Origin of the sequence: Streptomyces cinnabarinus (assembly GCF_027270315.1) — a bacterium.
Taxonomy (GTDB): domain Bacteria; phylum Actinomycetota; class Actinomycetes; order Streptomycetales; family Streptomycetaceae; genus Streptomyces; species Streptomyces cinnabarinus.
This window is the reverse complement of the sequence record NZ_CP114413.1, coordinates 6,597,354-6,613,516: the sequence shown is the minus strand read 5'-3', so window position 1 is coordinate 6,613,516 and position 16,163 is coordinate 6,597,354. Positions and strand designations below refer to the sequence as shown.

Here is a 16,163-nt window from a genome sequence, read left to right as displayed (position 1 = left end):
CCCGTACGCGTAGGAGAACCGCTCAGGGCTCCGTGCGCGCCCCTCGCGCGGCGGCGACGTCCCAGCCCAGTTTCGTCAGGGCGTCGGACACCCGCGTATAGACCCCGGGGCTGCCCGGGCGGCCGCAGCCGCTCCCCCAGGACACCAGCCCGATCAGCCGCCCCTCGGCGACCAGCGGTCCTCCGCTGTCCCCCTGGCAGGCGTCCCGCCCGCCCAGCACCTCACCGGCGCACAGCATGCTGTCGGCGAGGTAGGAGCCGTCACCGCCGCCGGGATAGGCGCGCTCGCAGCGGCTGTCGGAGAGCACGTGCACGCGCGCCGCCCGCAGACCGTCCGCGTAGTCGCCGCCCCCGGTCGCGTCTCCCCAGCCGTAGACCATGGCCGACGCGCCCGGCGCGTACGCCCGGTCCCCCGCCGCCGCCATCGCGATCACCGACTCCCGCGGCAGTGGCTCGGCAAGGGTGAGCACGGCGAAGTCCCCGGCGTTGGTGACGTCGTCGTACCCCGGATTCACCCAGGTCTCCCGTACGTCGATCTCCTGCCCCGCGCTCGTCCGCAGGTCCGTGCGCCCGGCTATGACCTTGAGGTCGTCCAGCTGGTCCGGCGGCGCCCCGAGGATGTCCTCGCCCATGCAGTGGGCCGCGGTGAGCACGGTGGACGGGCCGACCGCCACACCACCGCAGAACTGCCCGGAGCGCGTACCCCCGAACCGGTCACGGCTGGACAGCGCCACCGTCCAGGGGCTGTCGGAGACCTCGACGGGGAATCCCCCGACGATGACACTGTCGGCGGCCGCCGGTGCGGCGGACGCCAGGGGTATGACGGCCGCCGCGGCAGCCAGGACCAGTGGCCGGGCCAGCGCCCGGACCAGGGGACGACGCATACGCGCTCCTCACTCAGGGTTCCCTCGGGACACCCAGCGTGATCCACGCCGTCGCGCCCCGCACCCGCGCGGGCAACGCGAAGGCCCGGCTCCCGCTCGGGGAACCGGGCCTTCGGCGTCGTAGGGCCGCGACCTAGTCGAGGTAGTCGCGCAGCACCTGGGAACGCGACGGGTGGCGCAGCTTCGACATCGTCTTGGACTCGATCTGGCGGATGCGCTCGCGCGTCACGCCGTACACCTTGCCGATCTCGTCGAGGGTCTTCGGCTGACCGTCGGTGAGACCGAAACGCATGGAGACGACGCCCGCCTCGCGCTCGGACAGGGTGTCGAGGACGGAGTGCAGCTGCTCCTGGAGGAGCGTGAAGCTGACCGCGTCGGCCGGGACGACGGCCTCGGAGTCCTCGATGAGGTCACCGAACTCGCTGTCGCCGTCCTCGCCCAGCGGGGTGTGCAGCGAGATGGGCTCGCGGCCGTACTTCTGGACCTCGATGACCTTCTCGGGGGTCATGTCGAGTTCCTTGGCCAGCTCCTCCGGGGTGGGCTCGCGGCCCAGGTCCTGGAGCATCTGGCGCTGCACGCGCGCGAGCTTGTTGATGACCTCGACCATGTGCACCGGGATACGGATGGTGCGGGCCTGGTCGGCCATGGCGCGGGTGATCGCCTGACGGATCCACCAGGTGGCGTACGTGGAGAACTTGTAGCCCTTGGTGTAGTCGAACTTCTCGACCGCGCGGATCAGACCGAGGTTGCCCTCCTGGATCAGGTCCAGGAAGAGCATGCCGCGGCCGGTGTAGCGCTTGGCCAGGGAGACCACCAGTCGGAGGTTGGCCTCCAGCAGGTGGTTCTTGGCGCGGCGGCCGTCCTCGGCGATGATCTCCAGCTCGCGCTTGAGCTTGGGGGCGAGCTTGTCGGCGTTGGCCAGCTTGTCCTCGGCGAACAGGCCGGCCTCGATGCGCTTGGCGAGCTCGACCTCCTGCTCGGCGTTGAGCAGCGGGACCTTGCCGATCTGCTTGAGGTAGTCCTTGACCGGGTCGGCGGTGGCACCGGCGGCGGCGACCTGCTGGGCGGGCGCGTCGTCCTCGTCCTCGTCGGAGAGCACAAAGCCGGCGCTCTCGGCGCCCTCGGGCTCGCCCTCGCCGGGCTTGGCCTCTTCGAGGACCTCGTCCTCGGCCGACTCGGCGTCGTCCTTCTTGGCGGTGGTCTTCTTCGCCGCCGTCTTCTTGGCGACGGTCTTCTTCGCGGCCGCCTTCTTGGCGGTCGTCGTCTTCTTGGCAGCGGCCTTCTTCGCGGGTGCCTCGTCCTCGACGGCCGCGTCGGCGGCGGGTGCCGCAGGCGTGGCGGTGGCGGTGGCCTTCTTGGTGGTCACCGTCTTCGCCGCGACCGTCTTGGTGGCGGTGCGCTTGGCCGGACTCTTCGCTGCGACGCTCTTTCGGGTGCGCTTGGGCTCCGCGGCACTGACCATCAGCGTCACACCCTCTTCCTCGAGGATCTGGTTGAGGCTGCGCAGTACGTTCTTCCACTGAGTGGCCGGAATCTGGTCAGCTTCGAAGGCCCGACGCACGTCATCGCCGGCGATCTGCCCCTCAGCCTTTCCCCGCTCAATGAGCGCCATGACAGAGACGGACTCGGCGATCTCCGGCGGGAGCGTACGGGATGTGCTGGCCGACACGAACAACCTCTCGGAACGTTGGAAAACGGCTTCCGGCCCCGTCCACGACGGACAGGAGCCGACCACCGGCTTGGGGATGGGCCGACGGTGCGGGCGGGGGCCGGGAAGATGCACAGCGCCTTGTATGGCGTCCGTATTCCCTCCGCGGCAGTCACCTCTTAGGTCATCGCGCTGTTCCCACGAGCGTTACGCCCAATCTGCGTGGCCCGAGTCACACCCCGTAAGCACTCAAAAACTGTCAGATACGGACAGTTCAGGTCAGCCGGAGGCCTTGAACCCAAACGTACCGCCCGTGCCGCCGCCTCGCCGCACCGTCGGACCCCGCAGGATCACCCGGATCCTGCGGGGTCCGACGGGAGGCGGTTCGCCGGCCGAGCGATGCCACAGGAGGGGGAGGCATCCCCGGCCGCGCCGCCCGCGGGGCGCGGTCAGTGCTCGCGCGGGGCGGGCACCACGCGCTCCACCTCTGGGTGGACGGTGAGCAGCTGCCGCATCGCCGTCTCCGCCGCCCCACCGTCACCGGCGGCGAGGGCGTCGACGATCCGGCCGTGGTGGGCCAGCGACGACTCGTTCGGCCGCTCACAGCCCGTGACCGGACCGCCCGAGACCTGGAGCGCGGCCGAGACGATCCCGGAGAGGTGCTCCAGCATGCGGTTGCTGGCGACCTGGATGAGCAGCGAGTGGAACTCGGCGTCCGCGCGGGAGAAGGTGAGGGCATCGCCCTGCCCCAGGGCATGGCCCATGATCTCGACCATGTCGGCCAGCCGCTGCTGGATGTCCTCCCGGCCGTGCCCCGCGGCGAGGCGCGCGGCGAGCGGTTCGATCGTCCAGCGCAGCTCGCTCAGCTCACGCCGCTGGTCGTCGCGCTGCGGCCCGAAGGCCCGCCACTCGATGATGTCCGGGTCGAGGAGGTTCCAGTCGCTGACGGGACGCACGCGCGTGCCGACGTTCGGCCGGGCGCTGACCAGGCCCTTGGCCTCCAGGACGCGGAGCGACTCACGGACGACGGTGCGGGAGACCTCGAAGCGCTGGCCGATCTCCTCGGGCACCAGCGGGCGGTCGGCACCCAGGTCGCCGGAGACGATCATCTGGCCGAGCTGCTGGACGAGTTGGCCGTGCAGTCCGCGTCCGCGGCTGCCCGCGGCACGTCGGCCCACGCGGCCCAGCTCCGGCTCCGCGCCCTCCCAGGTGGGGGGTCCGACGCGGTCGGCGACAGGGGCCTCGGCGTAGGGGTAGCGGTCGAGTTCGCCCGGGCCGACGAGACCGGAGTCGGCGGCGCGGGCGGCGGTCATCATGGTGTGCGCAAGGGTACTCACGGATCCTTTGTCGGCGCCCTCTCCAACTCCCTTGAGGTCTTTGGTGAAAAGCACACGAAAGGGTGATCGCTCACCCCGTCGCAATTGACGCCTTATCGGAAAGAAATGGGCTTTCCACGGGGAGTTGTGCGCACGACAGGCATCGAATGGGCCCGGACGGTCGTCATCGGACCCTGCTGCGCAGGGTCGTGAGCAGATACGCGCACAGCAGAGTGGTCAGCGACAACGCCAGTGCGCCGCCCACAGGTTGAGCCAGCACCCGCGCGACTCCGGCCAGATAGCGCTCTCCCCCGAAGGGCCACTGCATCAGCAGCACTTCCCTGACTCGCAACGGAAATCCCGCCGCCGACCGCACCCCGGGCCCCTCCAGCACCTTGTGCACCAGCGGTACGACAAGCACCGGCACCGCGACCACGGCGGCGAGCCCGGCGGTCGTCGACCGGAACACCCCAGCGGCCAGCACCCCCGCCCAGGCGCACCCCACCACCAGCCCGACCCAACTCGCGCTCATCGAGACCCACTCGGCGGGAACCTCCGCCACCTCCCGTCCGTATACGAGATACAGCGCCTCCGCGTCACACCCCACCGTCACCACGGCCAGCCCCACCGCGGTCAGCCCGGACACAAGCAGCTTGGCCGCGAGCAGTCCCAGCCTGCGAGGCACCGTGCCGCGGTCCGCCGCCAGCGCGGGGTGACGGAACTCGTCCCCGAAGGCCAGCGCGCCGAGCAGCCCCGCACCGAGCGCCGCGGGCGGCAACGGCAGCTCCCGCGGCCAGGCCGCCAGCAGCCGCTCCTGCGGGGTGTGCCCGACCCGGGCGAGCACCAGAGCGGTGACGACGGAGACGACGAGCACGACGGCGGCGGTGAGGAATCCGGTACTCACACCGACGGCACGCCGGAGTTCGTAGCGGAGGGGGCGGAGGGGGCTGGGGGCGGAGCGGACGGAGATGGGGGGTGGGAGGGAGGGGAGGGGGGAGGGGGGAGGGGGCGAATCGCTCGAATTCCGAGAACCGAGGGGACGGGCCTCGGAAGCAGTCTCCTGCGGCTGTGCGTCGTCCGGGCCGTCGGACGACGAGGGCACGGGATCCGCCTCCTTCTCGGCCGCCGCCCCGGGGCCCATGTCCCCGACCTCGTCGGCGAGTTGGTGCACCAGAACGCCGTGCCGGAAGGCGATCTCGCCGATGTCGGCACAGGTACTGCCGTACACGGAGAGGCGGTTGCCGTTCTCGCGGACGATCTCCACCGAGCGCTGTGCCGTGCGGGCATCCTTGGCGAGGAGTGCCGCGAGGCGGTTGGCGTGCGGGGTGCGGACGGCGACGCGGGGGCGCAGGCGCGTCCGGGAGAAGTCGGAGGCGTCCTGGTCGGCGACGAGTCTTCCCTGGTCGAGGGTGATGACGCGGTCGGCTGTGCGGGCGGCTTCCTTGGGGTCGGCCGTGGTCAGCAGGACGGTGCCGCCTTGGCCGGCGTGGGCGCGCAGAACGCCGTACAGCCAGCGGCTCTCACGGGCGGAGAGTCCGTCGGCGGGGGCGTCGAGGACGAGTGTGTGCGGGTCGGCGAGCAGGGCGCCGGCCAGGCCGAGGCGGCGGTCCATGCCGCGGGAGAGGGTGCCCAGCCGTTCGTCGCGCAGGCTGACGAGGCCGACCACTTCGAGGACTTCGTCGGCGCGGCGGACGGGGACGCCCGCGGCGGCGCAGAGCATGCGCAGATGTCCGCGCACGGTGCGGGCGGGATGGCCCGGGACATCACCGAGGAGGACGCCGACCTCACGGGAGGGGTGGGCGATCCGGTGCAGGGGGCGGCCTCTGAAGTGAGTGAGACCACGGCCCTGTTGGAGTTCGAGCATGAGTCTGAGTGCCGTCGTCTTGCCCGCTCCGGGTGTGCCGAGCAGTGCGGTGACGCGGCCGGCGCGCGCCTCGAAGGAGACGTCGTCGACGGCGGGCGGGAGCTCCTTGCGCGGGTCGCTGGTCAGTCCGAAGGCCTGGATCACCCGAAGCAAGATAGCGCGCTATGTCCGGTTTTTCGGGCAGCGCAAGGCCCGTTCCACGCGCGGCAGTCGGCACGCTCGGATCCCTGTTCGCCGTTCGCTCGGGGGCCCGGTCCCCGCTCGGGTTTCCGGTGCTCGCCTCAGACTTCGGGGCGGAGCATCGGGGGGTTGAGGAGGGTTGCGCCGCCGGCCCGGAAGAGCTGGGCGGGGCGTCCGCCCTGGCGGGTGGTGGTGCCTCCGGTGGGGACGAGGAAGCCCGGAGTGCCGGTCACCTTGCGGTGGAAGTTGCGGGGGTCGAGGGCGACGCCCCAGACGGCTTCGTAGACGCGGCGCAGCTCTCCGACGGTGAACTCGGTGGGGCAGAAGGCGGTGGCCAGCGAGGAGTACTCGATCTTCGAGCGAGCGCGCTCCACCCCGTCGGCGAGGATCTGGGCGTGGTCGAAGGCGAGCGGGGCGAGGGGTTCGCCGTCGCGGCCGTAGCCGCCCTGCTGGAGCAGTTCCTCGACCGGTGCCCAGCGTGCGTTGCTGGCGTCGCCGCCCGCGCGGGGGGCGGGCAGGTCGGGGGCGAGGGCGAGGTGGGCGACGCTGACGACGCGCATGCGCGGGTCCCGCTTGGGGTCGCCGTAGGTGGCGAGCTGTTCCAGGTGGGCGCCGTTGTCCTGGACGGGTACGGCCGGGTCGTGGGCGCGCATCCCGGTCTCTTCGGCCAGTTCGCGTGCCGCTGCCTGGGCCAGGTCCTCGTCGGCCCGTACAAATCCGCCGGGCAGTGCCCAGCGCCCCTGGAACGGCGGTTCCCCCCTGCGTACCGCCAGCGCGCACAGGGCATGGCGGCGCACGGTCAGCACGACCAGGTCCACGGTGACGGCGAAGGGCGGAAAGGCTGACGGGTCGTAGGGCATGCGGCGATCATAGTCGTCTGCCTGACGATAAACACTCCCTTCGCCGGTCGCATCGACCAATGATCGAGTCCGTTCCGTGCCGGGTCTCCCATGCGTCGTGCGCTGATCGAGTGCACTCCGTGCCGGGCCTCCGCTGAGTCGTGCTGTGGGGTGTCGTCCGAGGTCACACTCCCAGTTGCAGTCCGTCGGCGGCCTCCTCGACCATGGCGAGCCCGAGGCGGCCGATCCGTACCGAGAAGGGGGCGCCCGCGACCCGCAGTCCGGTGAGGACGATCTCCCCGAGGGGGGCACTGGCGGCGGGGCGGAGGGTGACGGTGCCCGCGGGGGCGTCGGGGCGGATGCCGGCGAGGGAGGTCAGCAACAGTACTCCGGCCGCAGCGGCGGTGGCGGCGGGACGGCAGGACGCCGGGTGCGGGATCGGTGCGCTGCCGTCGGTGCGCTGCTCTCCCCCGTACATCTCCGGCAGGCGGTGGTCGAATGCCTCGGCCGCCGCCAGGGCGCCGCGCAGCAGCCCGCTCGCCTCCTTCTCGAATCCGGCGGCGATCAGACCGGCCACGGCAATCGCCGTCTCGTGGGTGCGTACGGCTCCGCCGCGGTGGCCGAAGGTGTTGAATCCCGGCTCCTTGGCGGCCAGTCCGCGCAGTCCCCAGCCGGAGTCCATCGCCGGGCTGCCGAGGAGTCGGGCGAGTTGCTCGGTCTGCACCTTGTCGAGGAGTCCGGGTGCTCGTTCGCCGCCGCCCAGCAGACCGGTGTCGAGGAGATGGGATGTGGCCGCGCCCAGGTGCGGTACGAGCCGTCCGTCCGGGGCGCGGGCCGCCGCGGGCCTGCCGCCGCCGAGGTCGTCGATCCAGAAGTCCCGCTGGAACGCGGTACGCAGGTTTCTCGCCCACTGCCGCAGCCCCGGGCCACCCGGTCTGCCGAAATCATCCAGGAGATCGGCGCCGAGCAGGGCCGCCCGGTGGGCATGGGCCTGGGTTTCGCAGCGCTGCGGTCCGCCGGGGTGCGGGTCGCTGAGATAGATGCCCTCGCCGAGGGTCGTGCGCAGCCAGGCCAGGCATCGCTCGGCGGCCGGGAGCAGTTCCTCGGTCTCCTTTTCCGGGAGCCCCCAGCGTCGGGCCTCGGCGAGGAGAGCCGGGAAGAGCAGGGTGGCTTCCGTGGCCGTGCAGCTCGGTGGCAGGTGCGGGCCCGCATCCCGGCGCGGGCCCGGGATCATCCCGGAGCTCGGTCCGTCGGTCAGCTGGGTGCGGGCCAGGGTGCGGAGCGTGCCCGCGGCGAGGCGGGTGCCCAGGGGCAGTGTCATGCGGGCCGCGGCGAGGGCTTCGGCGGGGGCCAGGCCGCACCGCCAGGGTGCTCCTGCGGCGAGGTGGGTGTCGGTGGGGTGGTGAGGGTCGCGCAGCAGGAGGGCTTGCAGATCGTCGACGCAGACGCGCAGGAGCGCTTGGGCGCCTGGGTGGTCGCCCGCGGCTCGGGCTGGGGCCAGCGGCGTTGTCGCGGCTGCCCGGGCTACGGCTCGGAGCGGGCCTGCTCCGTCCAGCCTTGCCTTCAGCTCCACACTCGCGCTGCCGCCAGGAGGCAGTTCGATCTCCCAGCGCAGCATGCCCGCGGAGGCCAGGGCGTCGGTGGGTGGCGGATCCGCGGTGACGGCCGAGCTTCCCGTGGGGCCTGTCCAGCGCAGGCCGGAGTCGTGGACGGTGGCGGGTAGTTCAGGGCCGGTGCTGCCGGAGGCGATGGCGCCGAGGTCGGCCAGATCTGTCCCCAGGGCGACTTCGAGGGGCAGGCGCAGGGGGCGGGGGGCCGAGCTGTGGAGGGTGATCCGCTCGGTGCCGTCCGCTCGCCGGACGCGCTCGACGATGAGGTCGGGGTCCGGGCCCGCGTCCGGGGATGCTCGGAGGGTTCCTACGAAGCGCGCTCGGTCCGCGGTGGTCATGCGGGCGTGCACGGGGAGGGGTTCGCGGCCGGCGACTCGTACGTGGCACCGGGAGATCAGGCGTCGGCCCGCTCGGTAGAAGCCTTCCAGCCCCTCGCCGGTCAGCTGCGCGCGTTCCGTGGAGATGGCGAGGCCGGGGAGGGCCACGCAGATGAGGGCGGTGTGGGTGGGGGGCAGGTCGGAGGGGCGGCGGGGTGGGGGTCCGGGTTGTGGTGGTAGGGGGGTGCGGTGGGTCGTTGCTGCGGGAGGCAGGGGTGCGGGTCCTGCGGGTGGCGGCGGGCGCCGGTGAATGCCGGGCGGGCTGTGGGGTTCGGTCCCGTCGGCGTGGGGTGGTGTGTGGTTTCCCTGTCCGGACCGTGGTGTGGGGTGAGGGCTGGGCAGGCCGATGTCGTGGGGCGTAGAGGGGGGCTTGGACCGGAGTCCCGGCAGACCGATGTCGTCGAGGGTGGAAGTCGGCCTGGACGGGAATCCGGGCAAGCGGTTGTCGTCGGCCGTGGAGGGCGGAGTCGGCTGGTGCATGGGGCGGCTTCCTCTGCGCTCTGTGCGCCTGGGGCGTGTTCGGCGCCGGGCGGGGGATCCGGGGATACCTGGGCAGATCGGCGGCATGGCCCGTGCAGGCGTTCCGCCACTCAGGTGAACGGGGTGACGCTCCTCGGGGTCACGCCCGCGAGCGGGTGACCCGGGCGAACGGGCGTGGCTGGGGTGCGCTTCGCCTGTGATCACGCATCCCCCTCGGGTGCGGCGTTCGTACCGTCCTGGCAACTCCCGCGGCGCTTGCCCGAGGCGCGCGTGGGCCGGGGCTTGCGCGTTGCGCCGGGGTGCGTACCGCCCGCCGAGGTGCGAGGGCGCGGCACCCTGGTCCTGGGCTGGCGGCCTGCCCTGCCGACCGGGCCTGCCGACGAACTGTCGGCGGGTCGCGACACTGAACGGTGGCTGGGTCGCGAGGGCGAGCCACTGACCGGGCGGGTCGGCGAGCCGTCCGCCGGTGGCAGCGGCGAGTCATCGGTCAGCGGAACTGGCGCGCTGGCGGTCGGTCGTGATGCCGAGTCATCGGTCGGTCGTGATGGCGAACTCTCGGCCGAACCGGCTTCAGGGCCACTGCCGTTACGTGCCGCTCCCGCCTCCGGGACAGCCCGCCCGCGCTCCGTGCGCAAGCAGCGTCGGATGGACTCCGGGTCCAGTCCCTCATTGCAGGCCTGATGGAGAAGGCGGGCGAAGAGATAGTCCGGGTCCGCGCCGAGGGCCATGGCGAGTGCCTCGCGGGCTTCGAGTTCGTCGCCCGTGGACCAGGCGACCCAGCCGACGAGGGTGAGGGGCGCCGCGGAGTGCTCGCCGTAGGGACCGACGCAGCGGCGGGCCAGGGCTCGCCACAGGCGCAGGGCGGGGCCTGCCTCGTAGCCCTCCATCCACGCGGCGGCGCGGTCGCGAGTCGTGCGGTCCTGGAGACCGAGGATGAGCCGGGCCGCTTCGTCGTGGGTGAGGAGGTCGTCGTCGCGCAGGTCCGCGGTGAGCGTGCCGGAGACGGACGGTGCTTCGGCCAGGCGCTCCATCATCCGCTCCGCGAGTTCCAGGGTCTCGTCCGCGACCTCCGCGCGGGATCCGTCTTCGAGAATCCGCGGGACCAGGGCCATGCCGGCGGTGTCGAGGGCGATCTCCTGTTCCAGGGCGGCTCCGGTCTCCCAGGGGAACAGCCGGGCGCGCAGCTCACGCAGGGTGCCGCGCACCTGGAGCCCGGCGTAGGTGGCTGCCGCGGCCAGTACCGAGGTGCCGGGCAGACCCATCGCGGTGCCGCCCGGCGGGCAGCAGCCTTCGTTGGCGCAGCAGTACGACCAGAAGCGGCCTTCCGAGATGCACAGGGCCTCGATCACCGGTACATCGAGGTGACCGCACTCGATGCGCAGTTTCTGTGCCAGCGGCCGCAGGCGTTCCATGACCTGTCGGCCGCACTCGCCCGCTGCGGGCTCCTGGCAGAGGAAGGCCACGATCTGCTCGGGTCGGGTGCCCCGGCGTTCGCTGCCCGTGACCAGTCCGTGGGCCAACTGCCGGGCCGCGGACGGCCAGTCGTCCGCGTTGGTGGGGATGCCGAGCCGGGCCCGCCCGCCGAAGCGGCCGCGGCCGTCCCGGTCGTGCAGGGCGACCAGGACGATGCTGTCCTCGGGGCGGTAACCCAGCAGATACGGCAGCGCGTCGGCCAGTTCGGCCGGGGTGCGCAGGGTGACTTGCTGTTCGCCGCCGTGGCCTTCGTAGGCGGTGCAGTCGAGTTGGTTCGCGGGGTGCGTCTCGCGCCCCGCGATGTCGCTGTTCTCAGGGTTTCCAGCGGTTTCACCGTGATTCGTCATGGCAAGACGATCTCGCGGATCGCGATCCTCCGCTTTGCCCTGTGGATAACTCAAGGCAGGGACATGGCAATTGCACTGGGCGCGACCTTCGGCATGCCCAGGCCGGAGGCCTCGTTCGGCGGGCCGGCAAGGGGGACGCCGCCTCAGCCAACCCACCAACCGGACAGGTTCAGCCCGCCGCAGCCAGCACCAGCGGGAGCACCTCACCGCTTCCGGCCCGCCGCAGCAGCCGACCCGCGACCGCCAGAGTCCAACCCGTGTCGGTGTAGTCGTCCACGAGCAGCACGGGACCGCGCGAGGTCGCCAGGGCCTCGGCCAGTTCCCCGGACACACTGAACGCGTCCGACAGTGCCCGCAGGCGTTGCGCCGAGTTGCTGCGGCGCACCGCATGCCCCGGTCCCGTGTGCGTCAGCGCGCCGAGGAACGGCAGCCGCCCGATGTCCGCGATGCCCTGGGCCAGGGTGCCCACCAACTGCGGCCGCGTCAGGGACGGCACCGCCACGACACCGACCGGCCGGGCCGCCGCCTGTTCCCCGCCCGACGCCCAACCACCCGGAGACCGCGCCCAGTCGGCGAGTACGGCCACTGCCGCGCGCAGGACGTCGTCCGGGACCGGACCGTCCCCTGCGTTCTCGGCCAGCAGCGGACGCAGGCGGTTGCCCCACCCGATGTCCGAGAGCCGCCCCAGGGCGCGCCCGGTGGAGCATTGCTCGCCCGCCGGGATCCGGCCCTTGAGCTCGATGCCCAGGGCAGGCATCCCGGTCGGCCACATCCGGCGCGGCTCGACCTCGGCCCCGGGTCGGTCCAGTTCCTTGGTCGCGCCCGTCAGCGCCTCCGCCGTAACAGTGGAATCCGTCCACGGGCCCGCGCAGTTGTCGCACCGGCCGCATGCGGTGGCGCCCTCGTCGTCCAGCTGTCGGCGCAGGAATTCCATGCGGCAGCCGGTGGTGCCGGCGTACTCGCGCATGGCTTGTTGCTCGGCGGCTCGCTGTCGGGCCACCCAGGCGTAGCGCTCGGCGTCGTACGCCCAGTCCGCTCCGGTGGCGATCCAGCCGCCCTTGACGCGCTTGACCGCGCCGTCGACGTCCAGCACCTTCAGCATGGTCTCCAGGCGGCTGCGCCGTAGCTCCACGGCGGCCTCCAGGGCGGGCACGGACAGGGGACGTCCGGCCCCGGCGAGGGCGGACAGGGTCTGTCGGACCTGGGCCTCGGGCGGGAACGCGGTGTCGGCGAAGTAGCGCCAGATCGCCTCGTCCTCCTTGCCCGGCAGCAGCAGGACGTCGGCGTGGGCGACGCCTCGGCCGGCCCGCCCGACCTGCTGGTAGTAGGCGATCGGCGAGGAGGGCGAGCCGAGGTGGACCACGAAGCCCAGGTCCGGCTTGTCGAAACCCATACCGAGCGCGGAGGTCGCCACCAGGGCCTTCACGCGGTTCGCGAGCAGATCCTCCTCGGCCTGGAGCCGGTCCGCGTTCTCGGTGCGCCCTGTGTAGGAAGCCACGGCGAAGCCGCGCTGCCGCAGGAATGCGGTGGCTTCCTCCGCCGCGGCGACGGTGAGGGCGTAGATGATCCCGGAGCCCGGCAGTTCGTCCAGGTGCTCGGCCAGCCAGGCCAGGCGGTGTGCGGCGTCCGGCAGTTGGACCACGCCGAGTCGCAGGCTCTCCCGGTCCAGCGGGCCGCGCAGCACCAGGGCCTCTCCGGCGACGGTGCCCAGTTGCTCGGCGACATCGGCCGTGACGCGCGCGTTGGCCGTAGCGGTGGTGGCGAGTACGGGCACGCCGGGAGAGAGTTCGGCCAGCATCGCGCGCAGCCTGCGGTAGTCCGGGCGGAAGTCATGGCCCCAGTCGGAGATGCAGTGCGCCTCGTCGACCACGAGGAGACCGGTGGTGGCCGCGAGCTTGGGCAGCATCAGGTCGCGGAAGTCCACGGAGTTCAGGCGCTCGGGGCTCACGAGGAGCACGTCGGTCTCCCCACGCTCGACCTCGTCGTGGATGGTGTCCCACTCCTCGGGGTTGGCCGAGTTGATGGTGCGCGCCCGGATGCCGGCCCGCTCCGCCGCCCCGACCTGGTTGCGCATGAGCGCCAGCAGAGGCGAGACGATCACCGTGGGGCCGGAGCCGCGCCGCCGGAGCAGGGCGGTGGCGACGAAGTAGACCGCCGATTTCCCCCAGCCGGTGCGCTGCACCACCAGGGCGCGCCTGCGCTCCCGCACCAGCGCGGCCACGGCCTGCCACTGGTCCTCCCGCAGGCGCGCGGAGCCTCCCGGGTCGCCCACCAGCTGACCGAGGATGGCATCGGCTTCGGCACGGAGTTCCAGTTCGTCCATGCCCCCATGCAACCCGATGGCACTGACAGTCAGCCACTCCGGCCCCGGGCGGGTCACCTGAAGCGGCGGCCCCGCGCGCGTGCGCGCACGATCAGGGCGGTTGCGCAGGAGATCACCCAGGGACACCCAGGGCCAAGATCATCGGCGGCCGGGTTACCTGGCCGGAAACTCTGCAGCGCGCGGAGAACCGGCCATTCGCCCACCTCTGCCGCCTTTCTCTCGGACGACCTACGCGCATCACGCGTTAGCTGGTGGAGCACGGGGTAGGGATATAAGACGCACACCATCTCATATCGGTCAGCCATCCCAATTGCTCGTTGCCGCAACCAAGTTCGACAGGAAGAATTGAGGTCCGCTCCCCGCACGGCTCGCCCTTGGTCCGGCAGGGCTCCGCTGTGGTGCGCGCTCCCCCGAATCCACCCCGCCCTCAGTGTGGGCGCGTAGCCGAAGGGAGGACCGTGACCTTCGGATTCGCTCCGTCCCCCGCGGCATCCACGTCGACCTCCAGCGACCTGTCCGCCACCGCAGTGGGCCGCGTACTGGAGCCCGCGGAGTGGGCCGCCGCCGAGATCCCCCTGCTGCGCAACCCTCGCGAGGTCGTCAGCGGACTGCACTCTCGGCACCGCCCCGAACCGGCGACCGCGATCGTGGCCGTACTCGACCCGGACGAGCGTCTGCGGGCGAGCGCCTCGTTCATCCGACGCTCGGCCGTGGCCGACGGCTGGATGTTCCGCAACGTCCTGCTCGACCAGCTGCGCCGGGTGATCCCGCACGACCTGCGCCGCCGCACGCCCGTGCGCACCGCCGTCCTGCTCTACTGCCGTGAGGGCGACGCGCGTTGGACGCAGGAGGACGGGGCGTGGATGTGGGGCCTGCGTGACGCCTGCACGCTGCACGGCCTGCGCTGCGGCGCGTACATCACGCTGACGCGGGACGGCTGGCAGGTGCTCGGCGAAGGACGTGGCGGGCGCCGCCCCAGCGTGGACTCCACACCGGAGCCGTTCGCCACCTCCGAGTCACCGCCCCCACTGCCCCGCACCGGCGGCGCCACCTCGGAGCTGCTGCGCCGCGCCGCGGCCCGCTGAGCGGGACCGACGCGGACCCCCTCGGCGGAACGTTTCCTCGCTGCCACCACAAGCGGCAGCGAGCCATACGTCCACCGGACACCCCACGGCCATCGATCGGCCGCGCGCCGGTACACGCCGCAAGGTCGCACCTCACCCGGGCGCACCTCACAAGGGCACCCCATGACGGCACGGCCAAAACCGCGGCCGACCCGGACGCACACTCACGCGCACGCCGAAGTCCCCACCGTGCTGGTACCACCGCGGCACCCGGCCGCCGACCGCTCCCGAAGAACCGGAGGCAGGTCAGACGCCCGCGCCCAGCACCGAGTTGATCTGCTGCGGGTCGCCGCAGACGATCAGCAGGGCGCCGGCCCGGCCGAGGGCCAGGGGCAGGGCGGTGGCGGCAGTGTCTTCGGATCCGCCGTTGACGGCGACCACGACCACGGCACGCGAGGCCGCACGGCTCGCGACGGCGGCGTCCGCATAGAAGACGTCGTCGCCCGCGTCGTGCTGGCCCCAGTAGGAGGCTTCACCGAAGGACAGCTCATGGGCGGCCCACGGGTGCTGTTCGCCGGTGGTGATCACCAGCACATCACCAGGGGCACGTCCCGACTCCAGCAGCAGGTCGACGGCTTCCTCGGCAGCATCGAGCGCACCCTCGGCCGAGGCCGGGATCAGCTGGATCTGCGGAGTCGCCACAGCCGGTGCGGAGACGGGGGCAGCCGGACCCGAGGGTCCGGGCTTAGCCACGGCCGCGTCACGGGGCGTGCGTTGCGTCGGCGCCGTGGGCCGCGGGGGCCCGGGACGGCCGGGACGCGACGGAGCCGCGGGACGCGGACCGGGTACGGGACGAGGGGTCGGCGCGATGCGGGGACCCTGGGCACTCTCGTGAATCTGAGGCTCCTCGGGAATGAGAGGCATGGGCTGATATTTATCAAACGTTGGTGCGGCTCGCGTGAACGGGGGGCACATGAGTGCGAACGAAACGGTCAGAAATCGAAGCCGAGCTGCCCCTCGATCTCCGGAACACTCCGTTCCGCCCAGCTGCGGACCTTCTTGAGGTGCCGCCACTGGGGCAGCGCATCAAGATACGCCCACGACAAGCGGTGGTACGGGGTGGGTCCCCGCTCCTCCAGCGCGGCCTTGTGCACGGGTGACGGATACCCGGCATTGTCCGCAAAACCGAAGTCTGCATGGTCGATACCCAGTTCGGCCATCATTTTGTCGCGCTGAACCTTGGCGATCACCGAAGCCGCCGCGACCGCCACGCACGACTGGTCGCCCTTGATCACCGTACGAACCCTCCAGGGGTCCCCCAGGTAGTCGTGCTTGCCGTCGAGGATCACCGCTTCGGGGCGAACCGGCAGGGCGTCCAGGGCGCGCACCGCGGCCAGGCGCAGCGCGGCCGTCATCCCCAGGCTGTCGATCTCCTCCGGCGAGGCGTGACCGAGGGCGTAGGACGTCACCCACTTCTCCAACTCCACCGCCAATGCGGTGCGCCGCTTGACGGTGAGCAGCTTGGAGTCGGTGAGACCTTCGGGGGGCCGACGCAGTCCGGTGACGGCCGCACAGACGGTGACAGGCCCGGCCCAGGCGCCGCGCCCCACCTCGTCGACACCGGCAATGATCTTCGCTCCGGTCGTTGCGCGAAGGGAGCGCTCGACGGTGTGGGTAGGTGGTTCGTACGGCATGGCGCCCTTAGCGTACGCCGCCCGGATCACCCGGCGATACCCCGGTTTCCCCGAGCGGCGTCACA

General features: G+C 72.1%; 11 protein-coding genes. 1 reads left to right on the top strand and 10 read right to left on the bottom strand.

Annotated elements, in window-relative coordinates; all coding sequences use genetic code 11:
• Positions 1-22: 22 nt before the first annotated feature.
• From STRCI_RS30025 to STRCI_RS29990, 8 genes are all read right to left on the bottom strand, one after another.
• On the bottom strand, positions 23-883 hold the full coding sequence (locus STRCI_RS30025; RefSeq protein WP_269662068.1) for a S1 family serine peptidase: 861 nt from the start codon (positions 881-883) through the stop codon (positions 23-25).
• A 133-nt stretch (positions 884-1,016) separates the two neighbouring features.
• Positions 1,017-2,552: an RNA polymerase sigma factor gene (locus STRCI_RS30020; protein WP_269662067.1), complete on the bottom strand. Its 1,536-nt coding sequence runs from the start codon at positions 2,550-2,552 to the stop codon at positions 1,017-1,019.
• Positions 2,553-2,980: 428 nt separating this feature from the next.
• Positions 2,981-3,868: a FadR/GntR family transcriptional regulator gene (locus STRCI_RS30015; protein ID WP_269662066.1), complete on the bottom strand. Its 888-nt coding sequence runs from the start codon at positions 3,866-3,868 to the stop codon at positions 2,981-2,983.
• 163 nt (positions 3,869-4,031) lie between these two features.
• Complete coding sequence (locus STRCI_RS30010; RefSeq protein WP_269662065.1) at positions 4,032-5,855, bottom strand: ABC transporter ATP-binding protein; 1,824 nt, start codon at positions 5,853-5,855, stop codon at positions 4,032-4,034.
• A 137-nt stretch (positions 5,856-5,992) separates the two neighbouring features.
• Positions 5,993-6,751, bottom strand: a complete 759-nt coding sequence (locus tag STRCI_RS30005) for an NUDIX hydrolase (RefSeq protein ID WP_015657400.1) — start codon at positions 6,749-6,751, stop codon at positions 5,993-5,995.
• Positions 6,752-6,914: 163 nt separating this feature from the next.
• A complete protein-coding gene (locus tag STRCI_RS30000) occupies positions 6,915-9,197 on the bottom strand; it encodes a glycogen debranching N-terminal domain-containing protein (RefSeq protein WP_269662064.1) in 2,283 nt (760 codons plus the stop codon).
• A gap of 200 nt (positions 9,198-9,397) precedes the next feature.
• Positions 9,398-11,017 carry a DUF4192 domain-containing protein gene (locus STRCI_RS29995; protein WP_269662063.1) on the bottom strand — a complete coding sequence of 540 codons (1,620 nt, stop codon included), beginning with the start codon at positions 11,015-11,017 and terminating at the stop codon, positions 9,398-9,400.
• A 169-nt stretch (positions 11,018-11,186) separates the two neighbouring features.
• Positions 11,187-13,340 carry a RecQ family ATP-dependent DNA helicase gene (locus STRCI_RS29990; RefSeq protein WP_269662062.1) on the bottom strand — a complete coding sequence of 718 codons (2,154 nt, stop codon included), beginning with the start codon at positions 13,338-13,340 and terminating at the stop codon, positions 11,187-11,189.
• A gap of 458 nt (positions 13,341-13,798) precedes the next feature.
• Here STRCI_RS29990 and STRCI_RS29985 point away from each other — a divergent pair, with 458 nt between their 5' ends.
• Positions 13,799-14,425 (top strand): hypothetical protein, encoded by a 627-nt coding sequence (locus STRCI_RS29985; RefSeq protein WP_269662061.1) that lies wholly within the window; start codon positions 13,799-13,801, stop codon positions 14,423-14,425.
• A gap of 285 nt (positions 14,426-14,710) precedes the next feature.
• Here STRCI_RS29985 and STRCI_RS29980 read toward each other — a convergent pair whose 3' ends face one another.
• A complete protein-coding gene (locus tag STRCI_RS29980) occupies positions 14,711-15,328 on the bottom strand; it encodes a hypothetical protein (RefSeq protein ID WP_269662060.1) in 618 nt (205 codons plus the stop codon).
• 68 nt (positions 15,329-15,396) lie between these two features.
• On the bottom strand, positions 15,397-16,098 hold the full coding sequence (locus STRCI_RS29975; protein WP_269664684.1) for a ribonuclease HII: 702 nt from the start codon (positions 16,096-16,098) through the stop codon (positions 15,397-15,399).
• Positions 16,099-16,163: the final 65 nt, after the last annotated feature.